The 21,179-nt window shown below is 69.4% G+C and carries 18 protein-coding genes; 8 read left to right on the forward strand and 10 right to left on the reverse strand.

Annotated elements, in window-relative coordinates; all coding sequences use genetic code 11:
- Positions 1–19: 19 nt before the first annotated feature.
- Complete coding sequence (locus G6N53_RS09735; RefSeq protein WP_163888290.1) at positions 20–2,377, reverse strand: AAA family ATPase; 2,358 nt, start codon at positions 2,375–2,377, stop codon at positions 20–22.
- Positions 2,374–3,075 carry a TVP38/TMEM64 family protein gene (locus G6N53_RS09740; RefSeq protein ID WP_163888291.1) on the reverse strand — a complete coding sequence of 234 codons (702 nt, stop codon included), beginning with the start codon at positions 3,073–3,075 and terminating at the stop codon, positions 2,374–2,376. Before G6N53_RS09740 ends, G6N53_RS09735 begins: the two co-directional genes overlap by 4 nt.
- A 39-nt stretch (positions 3,076–3,114) precedes the next feature.
- Here G6N53_RS09740 and G6N53_RS09745 point away from each other — a divergent pair, with 39 nt between their 5' ends.
- The 6 genes from G6N53_RS09745 (at position 3,115) to G6N53_RS09770 (ending at position 9,519) form a co-directional block, all read left to right on the forward strand.
- Positions 3,115–3,738 carry a hypothetical protein gene (locus G6N53_RS09745; protein WP_163888292.1) on the forward strand — a complete coding sequence of 208 codons (624 nt, stop codon included), beginning with the start codon at positions 3,115–3,117 and terminating at the stop codon, positions 3,736–3,738.
- On the forward strand, positions 3,738–6,851 hold the full coding sequence (locus G6N53_RS09750) for a helicase HerA domain-containing protein (RefSeq protein WP_163888293.1): 3,114 nt from the start codon (positions 3,738–3,740) through the stop codon (positions 6,849–6,851). Before G6N53_RS09745 ends, G6N53_RS09750 begins: the two co-directional genes overlap by 1 nt.
- Before the next feature lie 75 nt (positions 6,852–6,926).
- Positions 6,927–7,235: a DUF732 domain-containing protein gene (locus G6N53_RS09755; RefSeq protein ID WP_163888294.1), complete on the forward strand. Its 309-nt coding sequence runs from the start codon at positions 6,927–6,929 to the stop codon at positions 7,233–7,235.
- An 89-nt stretch (positions 7,236–7,324) separates the two neighbouring features.
- Entirely contained in the window at positions 7,325–8,164 is an 840-nt protein-coding gene (locus G6N53_RS09760; RefSeq protein ID WP_163888295.1) for a sulfurtransferase, read from the forward strand.
- A gap of 27 nt (positions 8,165–8,191) precedes the next feature.
- Entirely contained in the window at positions 8,192–8,608 is a 417-nt protein-coding gene (locus G6N53_RS09765; RefSeq protein WP_205390346.1) for a pyridoxamine 5'-phosphate oxidase family protein, read from the forward strand.
- A gap of 56 nt (positions 8,609–8,664) precedes the next feature.
- On the forward strand, positions 8,665–9,519 hold the full coding sequence (locus G6N53_RS09770) for a DUF4344 domain-containing metallopeptidase (RefSeq protein ID WP_163888296.1): 855 nt from the start codon (positions 8,665–8,667) through the stop codon (positions 9,517–9,519).
- 4 nt (positions 9,520–9,523) lie between these two features.
- Here G6N53_RS09770 and G6N53_RS09775 read toward each other — a convergent pair whose 3' ends face one another.
- The 4 genes from G6N53_RS09775 to G6N53_RS09790 form a co-directional block, all read right to left on the reverse strand.
- Positions 9,524–10,570: an esterase family protein gene (locus G6N53_RS09775; RefSeq protein ID WP_205390347.1), complete on the reverse strand. Its 1,047-nt coding sequence runs from the start codon at positions 10,568–10,570 to the stop codon at positions 9,524–9,526.
- A 108-nt stretch (positions 10,571–10,678) separates the two neighbouring features.
- The gene (locus tag G6N53_RS09780) at positions 10,679–11,359 is read right to left on the reverse strand and encodes a phytanoyl-CoA dioxygenase family protein (protein WP_205390348.1); all 681 of its coding nucleotides are present in this window, start codon (positions 11,357–11,359) and stop codon (positions 10,679–10,681) included.
- Positions 11,360–11,497: 138 nt separating this feature from the next.
- Complete coding sequence (locus G6N53_RS09785; RefSeq protein ID WP_163888297.1) at positions 11,498–12,280, reverse strand: TspO-related membrane protein; 783 nt, start codon at positions 12,278–12,280, stop codon at positions 11,498–11,500.
- Positions 12,281–12,425: 145 nt separating this feature from the next.
- A complete protein-coding gene (locus G6N53_RS09790) occupies positions 12,426–14,945 on the reverse strand; it encodes a glycogen/starch/alpha-glucan phosphorylase (protein ID WP_163888298.1) in 2,520 nt (839 codons plus the stop codon).
- Positions 14,946–15,108: 163 nt separating this feature from the next.
- Between G6N53_RS09790 and G6N53_RS09795 the strand changes: the two genes are divergently transcribed.
- On the forward strand, positions 15,109–16,986 hold the full coding sequence (locus tag G6N53_RS09795) for a sensor domain-containing diguanylate cyclase (RefSeq protein WP_163888299.1): 1,878 nt from the start codon (positions 15,109–15,111) through the stop codon (positions 16,984–16,986).
- Positions 16,987–17,028: 42 nt separating this feature from the next.
- On the opposite strand, the gene G6N53_RS09800 is transcribed toward G6N53_RS09795, so the two are convergent.
- Positions 17,029–17,634: a TetR/AcrR family transcriptional regulator gene (locus G6N53_RS09800; RefSeq protein ID WP_163888300.1), complete on the reverse strand. Its 606-nt coding sequence runs from the start codon at positions 17,632–17,634 to the stop codon at positions 17,029–17,031.
- 89 nt (positions 17,635–17,723) lie between these two features.
- On the opposite strand from G6N53_RS09800, the gene G6N53_RS09805 reads away from it, so the two are divergent.
- On the forward strand, positions 17,724–18,557 hold the full coding sequence (locus G6N53_RS09805; protein WP_163888301.1) for an SDR family NAD(P)-dependent oxidoreductase: 834 nt from the start codon (positions 17,724–17,726) through the stop codon (positions 18,555–18,557).
- Positions 18,558–18,580: 23 nt separating this feature from the next.
- On the opposite strand, the gene G6N53_RS09810 is transcribed toward G6N53_RS09805, so the two are convergent.
- Genes G6N53_RS09810 through G6N53_RS09820 form a run of 3 tightly spaced genes read right to left on the reverse strand, consistent with a single transcriptional unit; the run spans position 18,581 to position 21,167 of the window.
- Entirely contained in the window at positions 18,581–19,603 is a 1,023-nt protein-coding gene (locus G6N53_RS09810; protein WP_163888302.1) for an NAD(P)/FAD-dependent oxidoreductase, read from the reverse strand.
- Entirely contained in the window at positions 19,600–20,103 is a 504-nt protein-coding gene (locus G6N53_RS09815) for an isoprenylcysteine carboxyl methyltransferase family protein (RefSeq protein WP_163888303.1), read from the reverse strand. The genes G6N53_RS09810 and G6N53_RS09815 overlap by 4 nt, the downstream gene beginning before the upstream one ends.
- A 2-nt stretch (positions 20,104–20,105) precedes the next feature.
- Positions 20,106–21,167 (reverse strand): type III polyketide synthase, encoded by a 1,062-nt coding sequence (locus tag G6N53_RS09820; protein ID WP_205390540.1) that lies wholly within the window; start codon positions 21,165–21,167, stop codon positions 20,106–20,108.
- Positions 21,168–21,179: the final 12 nt, after the last annotated feature.

Raw genomic sequence — 21,179 nt, forward strand, 5'->3', positions numbered from 1 at the left:
GGGATCACGACCCGGAGTGCTATTCCGCGGCGGAACGGGCGGCGGGGTGGGCGGCCAGCCAGGCGAAGAAGTCGTCGGCGCACACCACCGGCTTGCCGAACTCCCTAGCTTTGCGCGCCTTGCCCGACTGGGTGCCCGCCTCGGCGGTCACCAGCACGTCGCAGCGGGTCTTGCTGACCGTTTTCACCGGCGTCAGCCCGGCCGACACCGCGAGCTTTTCGATCTCGTCGCGCTCCACCACCCGGCCCGTGGTGTCCTGCGCGGTCCCGGTGAAACAGATGCGGGTGCCCGGGGCCAGGATCGTGTCGATGTCGAGCCTCTCGGAAAGCATTGTCTCGGAGAGAATCTCAGCACCCAGCAGAGACTCGACCTCTCGCACCCGCTCGATCACCTCTTCGGTGAGCGTCACCCGTGCCGCCGCCGCGCGTAGCTGATCGGCGACCGACCGGCGCACCGCGGGATCCTCGTCATTCACCGCGGTGGCCGTCCCCCCGAGCAGCACTGTTCCCACGACCTGGCTCACCCGCAGCAGCGCCGACAGCGCGGGCAGGTGCGCAGCCGTCGGCGTCGCGGTGTGGTGGTCACGGCTGATCAGCAGCCCGGACACCTCGGCGGATTCCGGCTCGTCGAACGCCGACGAACCGGTGTCACCCACCCCGAGTTCGGTGAAGGCCGCCATGGTCGCCACCGCCACGTCCAGCGCGGATCGCCCGGGGATGACCGCACGGCGCGGTAGGTCCACACCCATCGGCATCGGCACCACATGGCCGAGTCGTTTGAGTTCGAAGTCGATCAGGCCCATCGTCTCGTCGACGTCCACCCCGACGGGTGTGCAGCCGGCCAGCATCGGCGCGATCACCGCCCACGCCTCGCGCAGCGTCGGAGCAAGCAGCACGTCGGACACACCGATGCCGTAAGCCATTCGGGCATCGGCGAGGTCCCGCTGCGGGTTCACCAGCGTCGTCACGGCGGTGCCGTCGTCGAACGCCACCGCCAACTCCACCGGCCGCGGCCGGGACATCCGGCCCTCCTCGCCGACGGTGAGCACGGCGACCGCGCAGTAGCGGCGAGCGTGGTCGGCCGGTACCGAAGCACGCAGGAACCGGGCGATCCGGCGGTCGGTCTTCATGTCCTTGGGCAGCACCGGGCGCTTGAGGACCAGCCCGCCCAGCGACGTGCAGCGGCTCAGCGCGACGTAGAGCTGCCCGAAGGAGAACATGCCACCGCTGAGATCCACCACCAGCCGGTGCAGTGTCTGCCCCTGGCTCTTGTGGATGGTGATGGCCCACGCGAGCCGGAACGGCATCTGCGTGTACGTGCCGACGACTTCACGCCGCAACGAGCCGCCGTCGACGACCGGGCGGGTCGCCTCCCAGGTGAACGGCGTGACATCGGCGGTGGTGCCGTCCGGGAACTCCACCACGACAACGGCTCCGTGGCGGTCGTGGTCGACGCCGACGACACGGGCGATCGTCCCGTTCACCCAGCGGTCGGACTGGTCGTTGTTCAACATCATCACCTGCGCACCGACCTTGAAGCGCACGGTCTCCTCGACCGGCGGGTCGAACAACGACAGGTCCCCGGAGGTGCGGGCGTGGTGCACCATCTCGTCGCCGGGCAACCTGTCCAGATGTTGGCGATTGCGCGCGGTCACCAGTCGGTTGGTGGGAGCCAGCGTCATCCAGAACTCGTCGTCGGGCGGGACGAAGTCGGGGTCGGTCCGCGCGTTGAGCTGCTCACGGGCGTGACCGAGCAGCACGCCTTCACGAATCTCGTTGAGAATGGCCGCCATCCGGTCGTCGCCGAGCTGACGGAACACCGTCGTCAACGCGACGGTCGGGAAGTCCTCGCGGTGGAACGACCTGGCGGAGAAGAAGTACGGCGTCTCGTAGGTGGTCGAGAAGAACTCGCGCTCGTGCTCGCCGACCACCGGCGGCAGCTGGTACAGGTCACCGACCAGGACGACCTGCACGCCGCCGAACGGTTGCCCGGGCTGCGGACCGAACTGCTGCAGCGCCGCCGCGAGCATGTCGAACAGGTCGGCGCGCACCATCGACGCCTCGTCGATGATCAGCGTGTCCAGCGAGGCCAGGGTCCTGGCGAAGCGACCCGGCCGGTAGTCGCCCGATCGCACCTCGTGCAGGCCGGTGGTGGTGCGGAAACCGAACAGCCGGTGAATGGTGTAACCGTCGACGTTGAGCGCGGCGATCCCGGTCGGTGCGGCCACCACGACGTTGCGGCCGGTGTCGGCCATGAATCGGCGGATCAGCGTGGACTTTCCGGTGCCGGCCTTGCCGGTGAGGAACATGCTGCGGCCCTGCGCCAGCAGCGTCAGGGCCCGCTGGAACTCCTCGGTGAGGACGAACTGCGCGGTCATGGCTCACCTGCCCCGGTCCGGCCGGCCCGCCATGAACGCCAGCCCCGATGCGCCGCGAACGTCCCGAGGACCGCGGTCACACACCACACCGCGATCGCCGAGTAGGCCAGCGGCGCCGAGAACTCGCCGATCGACGCGCCCACCGCGGTGTAGACGAACGCCCGCGGCGCGGAGCCGATGAACGCACCGACTGCCATCTGCCACAACGGAACTCCGAACGCCCCGAAGGCATAGGAGGCCAGTGCGTCGGAGATCCCCGGTACGAACCGCTGCCCGACCACCGCCCACAGCCCGCCCCGCGCGATCAGCCCGTCGATACGTTCGGACCGCCGTGGGCCGAGCAGCCCGCGGGCGCTGTCGCGGCCCGCCCGCCGCCCCGCCAGGCTCGCGATCATCGCGGTGCCGACCGTCGCGCCCAGCGTCACGAACGTCCCCACCAGCGGACCGAACAGGAACCCGCTCGCCGCCGCGAGCAGCGGGCCCGGCACCAGCACCGCGCCCAGCAGCGCCGACACCACGACGTACGTCAGCGGCGCCAGCGGGCCCGTCGACGCCACCAGGGCCCGGACGCGGTCCACGTCGATCACCTGCCGCACGGTGACCAGATAGAACAGCACCGCCAGCAACCCGACGAACAGCGCCAACCTGGCGACATGGCGACGCCGGGACGTCTCGGGGGTACCTTCGCTGTCAACCATGCCGAACGCAATCCTGCCGCACCCGGTTAAGTTGGCTGCGTGAGTGTCACCCCGGCGGACCTGACGGGCACCGAACGCGCGGTGCTGCTGGTGCTCATGGCCGAGTCGCGCCCGGTGCCCAACCCCGAACTGGTCATCCTCGGCCCGGCGCTGGACAAACCCGGCCGGGACAAGCTCAACCGCCTGGGTCTGATCGAATCCGAACGCGTGGGCAACAGGTTCGTCCACGAGCTCACCGACCGCGGATGGCGATTGTGCCGCGACATCGCCTCCGCAGGACCCCCGCCGCGCTCCACCGGCCCGGCCAAGGCGCTCTACACCGTGCTCGGCGCGCTGGGACGCCACTTGCAGCGGTCCGAGCTCAGCCTGGCCGACATCTTCTGGCCGGCCACCGACGACCCTGTGCAGACCGTCGAGGACCGGGTTCGCGCCGCCTACACCCGGCTGACCATGCGCCCCGGCGGCTGGGTCGCGCTGGCCCGGCTGCGCGCCGAACTCGCCGACGACCGCGACGACGTCGACGCCGCCCTGCGCGCCCTCTACCGAACTGCCGGCGTCAGCGTGATCCCCGAGGAGAACCAGAAGATCCTCACCGCCGCGGACCGCGCCGCGGCCGTGCTGATCGGTGATGGGCCCAAGCACCTGATCGCGATCGAGCCGTGATGGACCCCACCCACCGCGAAGCCCTTGCCTCACTTCGCCTGACCTGGGCACCCACCGTCGACGACCTGTGGCGACCGCAGGCGGCCACCCACGTCAGCGGGCTCAACGAATACGCCGTCGACGACGTGATGGACGCCTTCGGCGACGCCGTGCACGACCACACCTCGACCCCGCTGGGAGTGGTGGTCCGCGGACCCGCGGGGTCCGGCAAAACCCACCTGCTCGGCCAGATCCGGGAACGGGTGCAGGCCGGTGGCGGGTACTTCTTCGTCATCGAACTGCTCGACGCCGCCAGCTTCTGGCAGTCGGTGCGCAACGGGATCCTGGAGAGTCTCGGCCGCCCCGGAGCCCGACGCGAGACCCAGCTCAAGGACCTGTTGTGGGAGCTGTCGTCGATCGCGCACGTGTCGCGCGCCGACCGTCGCGCGATCATCGGTGACGACGACCTCGACCCCGAGACCTTGGACCGGTTCGTCAACGCGCTCGCTGCGGTGCGCAAAGACCCTGTGCGGCAATGTCATCAGACGCTGCGGGCGTTGGTGCTGCTCGGTGCCGCCGACCTGGCGGCCCATGATGTGGGCGAGGCCTACCTGCAGGCCAGCGAGGAACTCGGTCCCGGCGACGACCGGGACCGTTGGCGGCTGCGTGCCTCTCCGGCCACCGCGCAGGACTGCGTGCGCGACATCTCCCGACTGGTCGCGCTGGCCGGTCCGGCGGTGCTCGCACTGGACCAGATCGACACGCTGCTGGCCGCCTCACTCGCGCGAACCGAGTCGGGCGGTGGCGGTGGCGGTGTGCTCGAGCAGGTCGCTCACGGGCTGATGTCGCTGCGCCAGACGATGCGCCGGACGGTGTCGGTGGTGGCGTGCCTGCCCGCGGTGTGGGAAGCCATCCGCGATCAGGCGACGGCCAGCGTGGCCGACCGGTTCCGGGTGACTGCGGTGCTGCACGGGCTGCCGACCTCCGACATCGGTCGCGCCATCCTGGAGCGCCGATTCGTCGCGAGCTACGCCGCGACGGGGTTCAGCCCGCCGTATCCGAGCTGGCCGATCCTGCCCGCAGCCTTCGAGGACGCCCGCGACTACACGCCGCGAAAGCTGCTGATCCGAGCCGACACCCATGTTCGCGAATGCCTCAAGCACGGCGACGTCGTCGAGCTCGAACACCTCAGTGCCGACGCGCAACCGACATGGGAGGAAACGCCATCCGACGGTGACGCCGCCCTCGGATCGTCCGGGCTGGACCGCCGGTTCGTCGACTATCGGCGCCGCGCAGTGCCGGCCGCCGCCTTCGACCACGAGGGCGAGGACATCACGATGCCCGAGCTCCTCGGCGCCGCGTTGACGGCGTGGATCGCCGAGCGCGACGGCGACCAGGTGTACACCGTGGACCCGCCGCCGGGGTCCCACGTGGTGCTGCACGCGCGGCTGCGGCAGAGCCTCGACAGCGCCACCGACGATGAACGGCACTGGGCGTTCCGCGCTGTGGCCGCCACGAACGCGCTCGCCGCCCAGACCCGGATCAGAAAGGCCTACGCCGCAACGGGACTCAGCGCGGGATCGAGCCGACGGCAGCTGTTCTTGTTGCGGAACACGGCGTGGCCCACCGGCCCGAAGACCGCCGCCCTGATCGAGGAGATCCACTCCGCCGGGGCACGCACCGTCCCGGTGTCCGACGACGACGTGCGCACCATGGTGGCGTTGCGCGACCTGATCAACGACGATGACCCGGCACTGCCGGCGTGGCTGCAGGCCCGCCGGCCGGCGCACGGGTTGGCGCTGCTGCGCGACACCTTCGGCGACGACGGCGGCGCGTCGGGGTCCGCGGCGGTCGAGCCGGAACCCGAGCCGGAGCCGGACGCGGGGGTCGCCGTCGAGGTGTCCGACGACAAGATGCCGTTGGGCTCCGACCTGCATTCGGGAGAACCCGTCACGGTCGAGCTGTCCGCGCTGCGCAAACACGTCGCGATCTTCGCGGGCTCGGGATCGGGCAAGACCGTGCTGATCCGCCGACTGGTCGAGGAGTGCGCGCTGCGCGGTGTCTCGTCGATCGTGCTGGACACCAACAACGACCTGTCCCGGCTGGGTACCGCGTGGCCGCAGCCGCCACATGGTTGGAATCGTCGCGATGATGCGAGGGCCGCAGCGTATTTCGCGAACACCGAGGTGACGATCTGGACGCCGCGGCGGTCCACCGGACGTCCGCTGGCGTTCCAGCCGCTGCCCGACTTCAGCTCCGTGCTCGACGATTACGACGAGTTCAACGACGCCGTGGAATCCGCGTGCGCTGCGCTCGAACCGCGGGCGCTGATCTCCGGGCAGACCCAGAAGGCCAACCGGGCCCGCGCGGTCCTGAGAGAGGCGTTGCAGCGATACGGCAGAACGCCGGCACCGACCCTCGACGGCTTCGTCGACCTGCTCGCGGACCTGCCCGACGACGTCAGCAACATCGCCGACGCCCGCAAGATCGCCGACAACCTGGCCCAGGACCTGCGTGCCGCGATGATCAACGACCCGATGTTCGGCGGGGAAGGCACGCCCGTCGACCCCGGGGTGCTGCTCACCCCCTCGCAGGGGCACCGGGCACGGGTGTCGGTGATCAGCATGATCGGCCTGTCCTCGGATGAGCAGCGGCAGAGCTTCGTCAACCAGCTGCAGATGGCGTTGTTCGCGTGGATCAAACAGCACCCGGCCGGTGAGCGGCCGCTGTCCGGGTTGTTGATCATGGACGAAGCGCAGAACTTCGCTCCGTCAAAGGGTTTCACCACCTCGCTGCGCAGCACCCTGGCGCTGTCGTCGCAGGCGCGCAAGTACGGGCTCGGGTTGGTGTTCGCGACCCAGGCGCCCAAGGGTCTGCACAACCACATCCCGGGCAATGCGGCCACCCAGTTCTACGGTCTGCTGAACTCGCCCGCGCACATCGAAGCGGCCCGGGAGATGGCGCGCGCCAAGGGTGGCCTGGTGCCCGACATCAGCCGGCTGCAGGCCGGCAACTTCTACGTCGCGACCGAGGGGGAGGCGTTCCACCGGGTCGTCGCGCCGTGGTGCCTGTCGTATCACCCGTCGAGCCCGCCGTCGGCCGAAGAGGTTCTGGCGCTGGCCAGTTCACGGTGACCCCCGCGCAGCCCGTTAACTTAGTTGAGCTAACCTGATCGGGTCTCGTGCACCGACGTCGTGAGGACCTTCGAGGTGAGTTCGTACCAGCGCAGCCGTGCCGCCGGCCTTCTCGCGGCATCGGCGACCGGAGCCTGTGTGGCGCTGTTCGTCGGTGCTGCTCCTGCCGCAGCGGACACGGCGAGCTTCCTGGCGGCACTCGAGGACCGCCACACGTCGTGGACGTCGCAGGAACTCTCGACCGCCGGGCACACCGCCTGCTCGATGATCGAGCGCGGCACTCCGGCCTCCGAGGTGACCGACCACCTCGACCGGGAGAGGGGATTCGGCGTCGCGCTGGCGTTCGACATCGTCAGCGCGGCCGTCGTGCACCTGGGCTGTTGACGACCTGGCGCCGATCCCGCTGCGCCTCGCGAGTGTGACGCCATGGCTGTGTTCGGGGGAATTTTCGCGACCCGGAATACTATTTCGCGATGGGTGTGCGTGAGGACGTGTTGGTCACTGCCGAGGAGCTGGCCCGTCGGTTGCAGGCCGGCGAACCGGTGACGCTGCTGGACGTCCGGTGGGAGCTCAGCCAACCGGACGGTGCCGCGGCCCACCGCCGCGGCCATCTGCCCGGGGCGGTGTACGTGTCCCTCGACGACGAGCTCACCGACCACTCGCGGACGGGACGTGGTCGTCATCCGCTGCCGTCCGGGCCTGCTCTGCAGGCCGCGGCGCGGCGCTGGGGCGTGCGCACCGGCGTCCCGGTGGTGGTCTACGACGACTGGAACCGTGCCGGGTCGGCGCGCGCGTGGTGGGTGCTCACCGCCGCCGGGATCAGCGACGTCAGGATTCTCGACGGCGGACTGTCCGCCTGGAAGGGCGAATTGCGCACCGGCGCCGTCACTCCCGAGCCCGGGGATGTGACCGTCGCGCACGACGACCTCGATGCGGCAGCCCGCAGGACCGTCAGCGCCGACGGGGCGCTCTCCGCTTCCGTACTACTCGACGCGAGGGCCCCGGAGCGCTATCGCGGCGAGGTCGAGCCCGTCGACGCGGTGGCCGGCCACATCCCCGGAGCGCGCAACGTCCCGAGCACCGGCCTGCTGACCGAGGACGGCCGCTGGCGCGCCGGGCCCGAGCTCACCCGGCTGTTCGCCGACCACGGGGTGAAGGTCGGCACCGACGTCGCGGTGTACTGCGGCTCCGGCGTCACCGCGGCCGTCAACATCGCGGCGCTGGCTGCGATCGGCGTCGATGCCGCGCTGTTTCCAGGCTCGTGGTCGCAGTGGAGTTCTGATCCCAGCCGTCCGGTGGCACGGGGAATGTGACGGCCGTCGCAGTGGTTGGCACTGGGCATGGCGAAGATGACCGGTGACGAGCGTGAGCAGTATCTGGCCGACGTGCACGTCGGAGTGATCGCGGTGGAGCGGCCCGACCGGGCGCCGCTCGCGGTGCCCATCTGGTACGGCTACCGGCCGGGCGGTGAAGTGTTGCTGTGGACCGAGTCGGATTCGGTGAAGCACAAGCTGATCCGTGAGGCCGGGCGCTTCGCCATCACGGTGCAGGACGAGCAGCCGCCGTACAAGTACGTCACCGCCGAAGGTGACGTCACCGGCATCGAACCCGCCGACGACGCCGAGGTCCGCGCGCTCGCAGTCCGCTATCTCGGCGCTGAGGCCGGCGGCCAGTTCGCCGACGAGAACCTCACGCCGTCCTCGGTCGTCATCCGGATGCGGCCGCAGCGCTGGTTGAGCACCGATTACTCCAAGTAATCGCCCCGCCCGCGATACTCTGCGACCGTCACGGTGGCGGAGCGGGGGGTGGGCAGATGCGTGCACGGGTGGTGCCGATACTGGCAGCGGGGCTCGTGGTGGTGGGTTGCGGTGGCGCCCAACAGCAGCCGGAGGTGACGACCTCCCCGCCGGGGAATTCCACGGCCCCGGGTGCGGCCGCCGAGGGCGATGCGCCGGCCGACGACGGCGTGATGACATTCACCTACGAAGACGCCGACAGTCCCGAGGCGGTCGCCGGGCGCACGCTGATGCAGGACAACCAACTGCTCGAGGACCTTTCCGACGACATCAACGAAGGCCTGATGCTGCCCACCGACATCGCGCTGCTGGGCGCGCAGTGTGACGAGGCGAACGCCTTCTGGGATCCGGAGGACCAGTCGATCACGCTGTGCTATGAGGACGCCGCTCTGGCGCAGGAGATCTTCACCGAGGCAGGCGATCCCGACCCCGTCGCCTCGGCGCTGAACTCGGAGTACGCGACCTTCTACCACGAGGTCGGTCACATGGTGATCAGCATCTACGAGCTGCCCGCCACCGGCCGCGAGGAGGATGTCGCCGACCAGCTCGCCGCATACGTACTCCTGCAGCCCGACGACGGCGGCGAGCCGGACCCGGAGTCGGTGCAGGCGGTCAAGGACTTCGCGCGGACTTTCAGTGCGTCCGGGGACCAGCGGGTGGAGTTGAGTCCGGAGGATTTTGCGGACGTGCATTCGCTCGACGAGACGCGGGTGTTCAACCTGCAGTGCTGGATCTACGGATCGAATCCCGACGCCAACGGTGACCTCGTCGCGTCGGGCGACCTGCCCGCTGACCGTGCGGACGGCTGTGAGGACGAGTGGATCCTCCTCGACAGGTCGTGGTCGACGCTGCTGGAGCCGTACTTCAAGTGAGCTCTCAGCCCGCGGGCGGTGGTGGCGGCGGTGGCGGCGCGGCTCCCGGAAGCGGGGGAGGCGGTGGCGGTGGCGGTGGCGGTGGGGCCGTCAGGATGCGCACCATGTCGGCCTTCATCGCCTGGAGCTGCGCACCCCAGTAGCCCCAGCTGTGGGTTCCGTTGGGCGGGAAGTTGAACACGGCGTTGCGCCCGCCGGCGGCCAGGTATTTCTCCTGGAACTCCTTGTTGGTGCTGACGGTGATGTTCTCCAGATACTGTGCGCCGAAGTTCGCGCCGAAATCCCTGCTGGTGTCGAGGTCCGAGGTGACACCGTTGCCGCAGTAGATCCACAGCGCGGTCCGGTTGGCCACCAGTCGGTTGACGTTCACGGTCGGATCGTTGCGCTGCCAGGCTCCGGAGCCGGGGCTGCCCCACATGTCGAGGGAGTCGAAGCCCCCGGCGTCCTGCATCGCGATGTCGATCATCGTCGGCCAGAGGCCGCGTGACGGCGCCAGGTATCCCGACAGCGAGGCAGCGAACTTGTACTGGCGCGGGTACCAGGCGGCCATCGTCAATGCGCTGCTGCCCGACATCGACAAGCCGACGACGGCGTTGCCGAACGGGTCCTGGCCCTTGTTGGCGGCCAGCCAGGTCGGCAGCTCCCGGGTCAGGAACGTCTCCCACTTGTACGTCACCGTGCCCGCGTTGTTCTTCGCCGGTCGGTACCAGTCGGAGTAGAAGCTGGACTGTCCGCCGACGGGCATGATCACCGAGATCCCGGAGTCGTGGAACCACTCGAACGCCGCCGTGTTGATGTCCCAGCCATTGAAGTCGTCCTGGGCGCGCAGACCGTCGAGTAGCAACACCGAATGCGGCCCGCCGCCTTGGAATTCGACGCGGATGTCGCGCCCCATCGCCGGCGACGGCACGTCGAGTTGTTCGATGGGCAGGCCGTCGCGGGAGAACGCCTCGGCCTGCGGGACAGTGATGGTGGTCAGGCCGACAGCAAGCAGCACCGCGACGGCCAGCCGCGCACCGACACGGCGGACCTGATGCCTGAAGAACAACACGGGCGCGAACGTAACAGCGCCCGGGCGGGGCTGTCGCAGGGCCGCGCGGGGTAGTGACCGGGTTGTGATGTTGGCGAATCGGGCGCGTTTCGCGACGCGCAGGGTGCGTCAGCGCGCCGAATTCGTGGTGAGGATCGGGGCTTGGGCCATGAATCGTGGCGTGCTGCCGCGGTGTTCGTCGGCGGCGTGCACGGTGAGCGGGTGCACCAGGTACATGTCACCCGGCGCGCCCGTCGCGTGCACCACCGGCCGCGCCCGGCTCGCGCTGTCGACGAGGCCGCCGGCGGTGACCGCGTCCAGCGGCGTCTCGCCGAGCACGGCGGCGGCGTCGTGATGGGAGCCGGCCCGGAGCCGCGTCGGCGCGTCGTCGATCGTCACCTCCGAGAGCAGCGTCAACAGCAGCATGGTGTGCGGCCTGCCGGTGACCGCCCACGACCCGTCGGGCTGCGGGGTGTTCAGGTCGATGTGCCAGCCGCGGTCCTCGGCGGGCGGCGTTACCGGGAAGCGCACCGGAATGTTGCCCAATGACCCGCGCGGTTGCCATCCGCCGACACCGCAGACCGCGTCCAGTGCGTCGGCGAGACGGGGGCTGCGGACCAGCTCGCCGAACGGTCCCGCTCCCGTCATGTCGGACGCCCACATCACCGGTTGGGCCCACGTGCTCCGGTCATCGGGTGACACACCGAGTTGCTGCCACAACAGCATCCGGGCGGCGTCGGCGACGGCGCGCGGCGCGGCCTGCTCGACCTTGACGAATCCGTCGCGTCGGAACGCCTCGACATCGACCACCCGCCGAGGATGGCATACCAGGCGGGCGGCGCGCCAATGGTTTTCGATCGCCGGAACGGTATTCCAGCAGGCGCATTCTCGAATTCTCGCTGCTGGAATACCGTTCCGGCGAAGGGGGTTGGGGGCGCGACGCGGTGCTCAGCGACGACGAGCACGCCGAACTCGCAGGGCGGCGGCGAGCACCACCAGGGCCGCCGCGCCGGCCGTCACCGAGACGACGGTGCTGTCACGCTGGGCGGCGCCGATCGTGATGGCCGCCAGCGCCCACAGCACGCCGGCGAGGTGACCCCAGGTCCCGCGCAGCATGGTGGTCAGCAACACCGCGAATGCCGCGGCCGCGATCAGAAGCACCAACTGCCACCACACCCCGGTCGCCGAGACCCCGGAGCCGATCAGCGCGGCAGCCACATTGGCGAAGATCGCCGCGCCCAACCAGCCGAGGTACAGACCGAAGCTCACCGTCGCCAGGGTTGCCAGCCAGGACGGACAGGTGAGGTCGTCGCGGCGTCGGACCAGCAGCAGCAGGATGTGGGTCAACGCGCCCACCATCACCGCCGCGACCACCACGCTGGCCCACAGCCAGTCCTGGGCCGCCACCGCGAGCCACCCGCTGTAGCCGACGAACACCAGGCACGCGTCGATCAGCAGGCTGGACTCCCACGGCGAGCCGAGGCCGAAACGCAGCACCCCCGCCGCGGTGACCGCGCTCAGCAGCGTGATCACCCCCCACACGCTGAACGCGTAACCCGCCGGGGTGATCAACGCCTGGTTGGTGGCGCCGGTCTGCAGGAAATTGCCCGCCAGCGCGGTGACCACGAACGGCGCAATCAGCTGGGTGACCGCCAGGCCGACGGTGATCCACCGCCATGGCTGCACCGACGGCGAGTTCGTCGTGGGTGCGGTGCCGCTGGTGACGCGCAAGTGTTCTCCTCGATCAGATGCTGGTACTCCGTATTCGGAGCCCGGGTCTGATCAGATGGCCCACCCGCCGGAACGGTATTCCAGCACGTCCGTTGTCGAGATTTTTCTGCTGGAATACCGTTCCGGCGGGAAACGGGCCAGGAGGCTAGAGGTCGACCGACATCGGGCCGACGCCCCAGATCTCGTCGCAGTACTCCCGGATCGCCCGGTCGCTGGAGAACATGCCGCTGCGTGCGGTGTTGCGGATCGACATCCGGGACCAGGTGTCGCGGTTCTGCCAGGCCCGCGAGACCTCGTCCTGGCAGTCGATGTAGGACCGGTAGTCGGCCAGCGTCAGGAACGAGTCGTGCTGGACCAGGTTGTCGACCAACGGCCGCAGTACCTCGGTGTCGCCGTGGGTGAACTCGCCGCGGGCGATCAACTCCAGTACCGCCGCTAGCTCCGGGTCGTCGGCCACGTAGCTCAGCGGCCGGTAACCCTCGGCCTTGACCTTTGCGACCTCGCCCTCGGTCAACCCGAACAGGAAGAAGTTCTCCGCACCCGCCTCCTGGCGGATCTCCACGTTGGCGCCGTCGAGAGTTCCGATCGTCAACGCGCCGTTGATCATGAACTTCATGTTCCCGGTGCCCGACGCCTCCTTGCCCGCGGTCGAGATCTGCTCGCTCAGATTGGCCGCCGGGTAGACCAGATGGGCGTTCTTGACGTTGAAGTTCGGCAGGAACACCACCTTGAGGCAGCGGTTGACCTCCGGGTCGGCGTTCACCGTCTCGCCGACGGCGTTGATCAGCTTGATGATCCGCTTGGCCATGAAGTAGCCGGGCGCGGCCTTGCCGCCGAAGATGAACACCCGTGGCGGGATCGCCGATCCGGGGTTGCGTTTGAGTCGGTGGTACAGCGTGATGATGTGCAGCACCATCAGGTGCTGGCGCTTGTACTCATGGATCCGCTTGACCTGGACGTCGAACATCCACGTCGGGTCCAGCTCGATGCCCGTCGTCGAGTGCAGGTACTCCGCAAGCCGGGACTTGTTGGCGCGCTTGACCTCGCGCCACCGCTGCCGGAAAGCCGGGTCGTCGACGAAGGACTCCAGCCCCTTGAGCCGCTGCAGGTTGGTCAGCCATCCGGGGCCGATGGTGTCGTCGAGCAGCCGGCGCAGACCCGGGTTGGACAACGCCAGGAACCGCCGCGGGGTGACGCCGTTGGTGACGTTGCCGAACCGCTGCGGCCACATCTCGTAGAAGTCTTTGAGGACGCTGGCCTTGAGCAGCTCGGAATGCAGCGCCGCGACCCCGTTGACCGCGTGGCTGCCGACGGTGGCCAGATGCGCCATCCGCACGCACTTGCCGCCGTCCTCGCCGATCAGCGACATCCTTTCCACCCGGTCCTCGTCGCCGGGGAACTGCGCCCGAACCTCGTCGAGGAAGCGCTCGTTGATCTCGTAGATCAGCTCCAGGTGACGTGGCAGCGCCTCGCCGAACATGGCCAGCGGCCAGGTCTCCAGCGCCTCGGGAAGCAGCGTGTGGTTGGTGTAGCCGAAGGTGCGCACCGTCAGGTCCCACGCCTGGTCCCAGGACAGCTGGTGGTCGTCGATCAACAACCGCATCAGCTCTGCCACCGCGATCGACGGGTGGGTGTCGTTGAGCTGGATCGCCCACTTGTCCGGCAGCGCGCTCAGCGGCAGGTGCGCCCGCTGCAGGTGGATGTTGAGGATGTCCTGCAGCGAGCACGTCACGAAGAAGTACTGCTGCAACAGCCGCAGCCGCTTGCCCGCCTCGGGTTCGTCGTTCGGGTAGAGCACCTTGGACACCGTCTCGGAGACGACCTCCTCGTCGACGGCCTTGTAGAAGTCGCCGGTGTTGAAGGCGTCCAGCGCGAACGACTCGACCGCCCGCGCGCTCCACAGCGTGAGCGTGTTGCAGGTGTTGACGCCGTAGCCCTGCACCGGGGTGTCGTAGGAGACGCCCTTGAGGACCCGCTGCGGCACCCACCGCACCCGGAATCTGCCGGTCACATCCTGGTACTCCTCGGTGTGGCCGCCCCAGTTCACGAAGTAGGTGGCGTCCGGCTTGTCGATCTCCCACGGGTTGCCGTGCACCAGCCAGTTGTCGGTCTTCTCGGTCTGCCAGCCGTCGGCGATCTCCTGGGTGAAGATGCCGAACTCGTAGCGGATGCCGTAGCCGATCGACGGCCGCTCCAGCGTGGCCATCGAGTCCAGGTAGCAGGCGGCCAGCCGGCCGAGACCGCCGTTGCCCAGCCCGGGCTCTCCCTCGCAGTCCAGGATCACGTCGAGGTCCTGACCGAGGTCCGCCAACGCCTCGCGTGCCGCGTCTTCGATACCGAGGTTGAGCAGGTTGTTCCCCAACTGCGGGCCCATCAGGAACTCCGCCGACAGGTAGCACGTCACCTTCGCCGACAGGTCCAGCCAGTCCTGCGTGGTGGCCATCCACCGCTTCTGCATGCGGTCGCGGACCGCCAGCGACAGCGCCCGGTAGTAGTGCTCGGGCGTCAACACCTGGGGCGGGCGGGCGATCGAGTACAGCAGATGGTCCGACACCGCGTGACGCAACGCGTCGGCGGTCATGCCGGTGCGCGTCTGACCTGTCGGCCCGAGTTGCGCACCGTTGACCTCCGTCGATCCGGTGTCGGGGTTCACGAGGTCGGTCACTGGGTCTCCTGCGGTCTGGCCGCAGTGGCGCGGCCGGGCCATTCTGTCGGTCACGTGTTTCCTGAAGGCGTCCAGGGTGTGAACTCCGCGCAAGCTCGGCACAATCCGGACCGGGCTGTCCAAACCGCTGTCGAGATCAACGACCACGCGGTTGACTGGACACATGTCGACGGGCATACCACCCGCGCTGACCGGCGTGGCCGGTCGGTGGGCTGGTCTGCGGGTCCGGTTGACCGCCGCCGATCTGCTGCCGCCGCTGTGGCATCTGCTGGGCTGGACGGCGGGGGTGGCCGCGGCGTCCTACCTGGTGCGCTGGCTGGCCCTGGTCGACGGCCGCACCTTCACCGTGGTCTGGCTGGCCGCGGCACCGCAGCTGGTGGCGCTGCTCACCGCACGCCGCCGGCACTGGCCGGTCTACCTGGTGTCGTTCGCGGTGTTCCAGTACGGGCCGGCCTGGCTGGTGCTCGGGCAGCGCCCGGAGCTGGCCGCGCTGTCCACCGTGACCGCAGTGGTGTTCGCGGCGTGGGTGCTGCAGCCGGATCAGGATTGGGTGCGGGGGCGCAATGATTCGCTGCGCAGCTGGCGCCGGTTCGTCATCTACGGCGTCGTGGTCGCGCCGGCACTGGCCGGTGCGATCGGCGTGGTCAGTGTCGTGGTGCACGAGCAGGGCCGCACCGATGTGCGGTCGCTGGCCACCGTCGCACTGATCTGGTACCTCGCCGAGGCGGTCGGGATCGCGTTCCTGACGCCGGTGATGCTGCGTTGGCGGCACTCCTGGCGTCGGCAGTCCTGGCGGCAACGCGCGACGACGGCCGGCTTCTCGGTGCTGATGATCGCGATGTGCCTGATCGCTGCCGCCGAGTCGAACTTCGTGCTGCTGTTCCTCACCGGGGTGCCCGCCCTGCTGGTCCTCATCGACGCCGGTATCGCGGCGGCCTTCTGGCAGATGGCGGTCGGCGCGGTGATCATCCTGGGCTCCACCTTCGCCGGGTACGGACCGTTCGTCGGCGACGCGGCCGACCCCACCCAGGCGATGATCAACGCCCAGGTCTTCCTGCTCGCCGGCTACGCGATGGTGGTGACCATCGCCGCGGCGCTGGAGGACAGGAACCGGTTGACTGCGCTGGACCACGCCAGCCACGAGATCTACGGCCTGGTGGCCGAGTTGACGGGCGATCTCGTGCTGGTCCTCGACTCGTCGGGCAACGTGCTGCACCACGCCTCCGGTGGCCAGCCCAACATCGAGCCGCGTGAGGACCGGATCGCCCAGACGGAGTGGTTGCGCCACATCCACCCCGACGACCGCGATCTGGTCGCCGAGCGACTGACCTCGGGCCGGTCCGGGGCGTCGGCGCCGTTCCGGGTGCGCGGCTACGACGGGTCGTGGTCCTGGTTCGTCGCGCACAGCCGGCAGGCGTCGAAGGGGTTCTTCGCCGTCATCCTGCGCGACGTCACCCTGGAGCACGAAGTGCAGGAGTCGCTCACCGACATGGCCAACACCGATGCCCTCACCGGGCTGCCGAACCGGCGTGGTCTGGCCGCGCGGGCGCGCGGGATCTGGCAGCGTGCCCATGAACTCGAGCAGCCGGTGACGGCGTTGTTCGTCGACGTGGACCATTTCAAGGCGTTCAACGACGAGTTCGGCCACAAGGCTGGTGACGCGTGCCTGCGCGACGTCGCCGACGTGCTGCAGAACCTCGCTGCCCCCGAGGCCTGCGTGGCCGCCCGCTACGGCGGCGAGGAGTTCGCCGTCGTGCTGGGCGGTTGCGAGGACCCGTACACGTTCGCCAAGGGGGTGGCTTCAGCGATCCGTGCGCTCGGTATCGGCCACCCGGCCTCGCCGTGCGGCGTGCTGACCGTCAGCATCGGCGTCGCCACGACATATCCGCGCACCGCCCCGGGGGTGGATCCCGAAGCCGCGGTCGGGCAGCTGCTCGAGCACGCCGACCAGGCGTTGTACGCAGCCAAGGCGCAGGGCCGCGACGCGATCGCGTTGGCGCGCGAGGAGGCACTGGTCGGCGAGGAGATTCCGCGCCGGTGAACACGCGCGGGAGGCCGGCGGGCCAAAAAGGCCTCCGCCCCGCTACTCCTGAGCGGTCACCAGGGCCCGCGCGATCGCGGCGGCCTGCGCTGCGGCGCGGTCCACGTCGGGATAGGTGCGGGCGAACAGCCCCGCGATGTACAACTCGGCGTATCCGTGTGCTGCCGCGATGACGTGTTCCAGCAACGTGAGCGCCGATCGCATGTCCCCGCCGCCGACGGCCAGCGCGGGCCGCAGGAAGGTGTCGCTGAGGGCGCGGGTGGCGGCGTTTTTCTCCTCGTCGTCGACGTCGGCGAGTTCACCGCCGAAGAGCACGTCCCAGCCGATCCGCCGGCGCACCACGAACCGGACGTAGGTGTCGGCAACGGCGGCCATCGCCTCCGCCGGCCGGATTTCGTCGGCGTCTTGCGGGGATAGGGCGGCGCGCGCGGCCGCGTCGAACTCGGCGGCCGCCTCGGTCACCACGGCCGCCAGCAGCGCCTGCTTGCTCGGGAAATGTCGGTAGGGCGCACCCGAGCTGACACCAGTGCGTTTGGCGGTTTCGGCGACCGACAGCTCCCCGACTCCTTTCTCCGCGATGATCTCCGCCGCCGCCGATATCAGGGCAGCGCGCAGGTTCCCGTGGTGGTAGCCGGCGCGTTCGGTCACCGCTCAGTCATAGCACCGGCGCGCTTGACGAAATGTGAGAACCCGCTTACTTTATTATGTAATAGACGACTTACATCGGAGGACAACCATTGAGTACCTGGCTCATCACCGGCGCATCCCGCGGCTTGGGTGCCGCCGTCGCGCGTCACGCGTTGTCGCGGGGTGACAGCGTCGTCGGTACGGCCCGCGACGCCGCCGCAGTGACCGTCGCCCTCGGCGATACGCCGCACGTGCTGCCCGTGGAGCTCGATGTCACCGACCTCGCGGCGGCACACGCCGCCGTCGATGCCGCGGTTGCCGCGTTCGGCCGCATCGACGTCGTGGTCAACAACGCCGGCCGGGGACTGCTCGGCACGCTGGAAGAGATGAGCGATGCTCAGATCCGCGCACAGTTCGAACTCAACGTCTTCGGCGTCGTCAACGTCATCCGGGCGGTCCTGCCCGTACTGCGCGCCCAGCGCAGCGGCACCATCGTCAATGTCAGCTCCGCGGTCGGGATCAGTGGATTCGCCGCGTCGAGTATGTATGGGGCCTCCAAGTTCGCCGTCGAAGGGCTGACCGAGGGTCTCCGGGTCGACCTATCTCCCTTGGGAATTCGCGTCTTCGCCATCGAGCCCGGAATGTTCCGCACCGACTTCCTGGCACCATCCGCCGTGTGGTTCGCTGAGCGTGCCGGCACCATATCCGACTACGACGGGACACCCGCGCACCAGCAGCTCAGCGGGATATCGGACATGGACGGGGCCCAGGACGGCGATCCCGACAAGTTGGCGGCCTTGCTCTACGACGTCGTAGCCTCCGACCACCCGCCGGTGCGGCTGCCGATCGGACCCGATGCCGTCGGCCTGTTCGATCAGCGCGTCGCGCGGGACTCCGCCGAGCTCACGCCGTGGCGAGCACGCGCCGAGGTGACGAGCTTCTGATTTCGGCATTCTGCGAGGAGGCGCTAGTCGGCGAGGAGATTCACCGCGCCGGTGAACACGCGCGGGAACCGAGCGGCGGCAGGCACGACATGTGAGCGTAGCGGTGAGGTGCTCGCGTGCAACATCCCCGCGGTCATCAGCCGGTAGCGGCGGGTGGTGCGGCGCCACCGCCGCTCGTAGTCACCCGGGCGGTCGGCGACGACGCTGTCGACCAGCAGCCGGGACGCCGCGAACGCCAGCCCGAGACCCTCGCCGGTGAGGGCGTCGACGTAGCCTGCCGCGTCACCGACCAGCAGCACCCGCCCCGCCACCCTGCTGCGCACCTTCTGCCGCAGCGGGCCGGCCGCCATGTCGGGCTCGTGCGCGAGCCCGTCGATGCGGTCGCGCAGCGCGGGGAACGCGGCCAGGTGCTGCTCGAAGCGTCCCTGCTCGGAGGTCAGGATCGCGATGCCGACGCAGTCGTCGGCGACCGGTGTCACATAAGCCTCTCCGGCCCCGGGCTCAGCAGACCAGTACACCTCGACAACGTCGCTCCACGGTGACACCGCGACGTGCCGTTTGAGGCCCCAGCGTCGGGTGCGGGCCGCACCTGCCTCCAGGCCGAGGGCGGCCCGGATCGGCGAGTGCAACCCGTCGGCGGCCGCGAGATACCGGGCGCGGATCCCGTTGACCGACACCGAGTCCGCGTCCTGGGTGATTGCGCCGACCTTGTCGTGCACCAGTGAGACGCCGGCTGACGCTGCCTGCTGCAGCAGCGCCGCGTGCAACGACTTGCGCCGCACACCCAACCCGGAGCCGGAACCGAACTGCGCTGTGACGCACCGGCGGCCCTGCAGATAGGACACACCGCGGAACGGCATGCCCGCCGGTCGGACGCCGAGCAGGTCGAGTTGGCGCACCGCGTGCGGCATCAGGCCTTCGCCGCACGCCTTGTCGATCGGTCCGCGGCGCTTCTCGACGACGACGACCTCCAGTCCCGCGCGGGCGGCGTGGATGGCGGTGGCCAGGCCGGCGGGCCCGCCGCCGGCGACCACCAGGTCGATCATGACAGCGACTCGAGGGCGGTGTTCTCGACCGAGATCCGGACCCACAGCAGTGCGGCGTTGAGCACCGTGAACACCACCGCGGTGATCCAGGCACTGTGCACCAGCGGCAGTGCGATGCCCTCGACGACGACCGCGACGTAGTTGGGATGCGACAGGAACCGGTACGGGCCGCCGGTGATCCGGCCCGCGTCGGGGACCACCACGACGCGGGTGTTCCACTGCCGTCCCAGCGTGGTGATGCACCACCAGCGCAGCGCCTGCGCGGCGACCACGACGGCCAGCATCGGCCAGCCCAGCGCCGGGATGAACTCACGGTGGGCGGCCTCGACCAGGCAGCCGACAAGGAGCGCGGTGTGCAGCACGACCATCACCGGGTAGTGCCGGGCGCCGAACTCGACACCGCCGCGGGCGCGGCTCCACTTCAGATTCCGTTGCGATACCACGAGTTCAGCCACCCGCTCCAGGGCAACCGCGGCGATCAGCACGGTGTAGGCGAGCATGCTCAGCGCCAACGCAGCAGTACGAGTTCGGAGCAGAAACCCGGCCCCATCGCCATCAGCAGCCCCGGCTCACCCGCGGTCGGCTTCTTGGCGCGGGTGTCGCGCAGCACATGCAGCACCGACGACGACGACAGGTTGCCCACCTCGGCCAGCGACCGCCACGTCAACTCCAGCGCGTCGTCGGGCAATCCGAGCGTCTCGGTGATCGCCTCGATGACCTTGGGGCCACCCGGATGGGACACCCAGGCGTCGATGTCGGCGACGGTGAGGTCGTGATCGCCCAGGAAGCCGGTCATGTCGTCGGCGAGGTAACGCTCGACGAGTTCGGGCAGGTTCGGCGAGAGGATGAGCTGAAACCCGTTGCGGCCGACCTTCCACCCCATGGTGTCCAACGAGTCGGGATACATCCTGCTGCGCGAGGCGAGCACCTCGGGTCCGGTGGCGTTGATCTCGGTGGCGCGATTCTCACCGGCGGCGATCACCGCCGCCGCTCCGTCGCCGAACAGCGCGCTGCCCACCAGGCTGGCTATCGTCGGCTCGGCGGCCGGGTAGGTCAGCGAGCACAGTTCCACCGACACCAGCGCGGCGAGGTCGTCGGGGGCGCCACGCAGGTAGTCGTGCATGCGGGCGATGCCGGCCGCGCCGGCCACGCATCCCAGGCCGAACAGCGGCACCCGACGCACGTCGGGGCGCAGTCCCAACCGGCCCGCGATCCGCGCGTCCAGCGACGGCACCGCGATGCCGGTGACGGTGGTCGTCATGATCAGGTCGAGATCGCCTGGCGCCACGCCTGCTTCGTCGAGCGCCGCGGTGAGCGCCTCGCAGGCCAGGTCGACCGCATGGTCGAGGTAGAGGTTGTTGGCGTCACCGAAATCGGTCAGGGTCGGATAGCGCTCCAGCGGGAGCACGAAGTGGCGGCTGTTGACCTTCGCGTTCTGATGGAGCGCACGCACGACGTCGCCGAGGTCGGCGAAGGCCGGGACATTCAGGAAGGTTTCGGTGATCTGGTGCTGGGGGTAGCGGTGCGGCGGCAGCGCGCCCTGAACACCTGCGATGACGCTGATCGGTTTCGTTTC

The sequence above is a fragment of the Mycolicibacterium hippocampi genome (assembly GCF_010723735.1).
In the GTDB taxonomy this organism is placed as follows: Bacteria; Actinomycetota; Actinomycetes; order Mycobacteriales; family Mycobacteriaceae; genus Mycobacterium; species Mycobacterium hippocampi.

Coding starts and splice junctions, on each gene's coding strand:
- G6N53_RS09735 (WP_163888290.1), bottom strand. CDS start 2,377: ATGACCGCGCAGTTCGTCCTCACCGAGGAGTTCCAGCGGGCCCTGACG.
- G6N53_RS09740 (WP_163888291.1), bottom strand. CDS start 3,075: ATGGTTGACAGCGAAGGTACCCCCGAGACGTCCCGGCGTCGCCATGTC.
- G6N53_RS09750 (WP_163888293.1), top strand. CDS start 3,738: ATGGACCCCACCCACCGCGAAGCCCTTGCCTCACTTCGCCTGACCTGG.
- G6N53_RS09760 (WP_163888295.1), top strand. CDS start 7,325: ATGGGTGTGCGTGAGGACGTGTTGGTCACTGCCGAGGAGCTGGCCCGT.
- G6N53_RS09765 (WP_205390346.1), top strand. CDS start 8,192: ATGGCGAAGATGACCGGTGACGAGCGTGAGCAGTATCTGGCCGACGTG.
- G6N53_RS09770 (WP_163888296.1), top strand. CDS start 8,665: ATGCGTGCACGGGTGGTGCCGATACTGGCAGCGGGGCTCGTGGTGGTG.
- G6N53_RS09795 (WP_163888299.1), top strand. CDS start 15,109: ATGTCGACGGGCATACCACCCGCGCTGACCGGCGTGGCCGGTCGGTGG.
- G6N53_RS09810 (WP_163888302.1), bottom strand. CDS start 19,603: ATGATCGACCTGGTGGTCGCCGGCGGCGGGCCCGCCGGCCTGGCCACC.
- G6N53_RS09815 (WP_163888303.1), bottom strand. CDS start 20,103: ATGCTCGCCTACACCGTGCTGATCGCCGCGGTTGCCCTGGAGCGGGTG.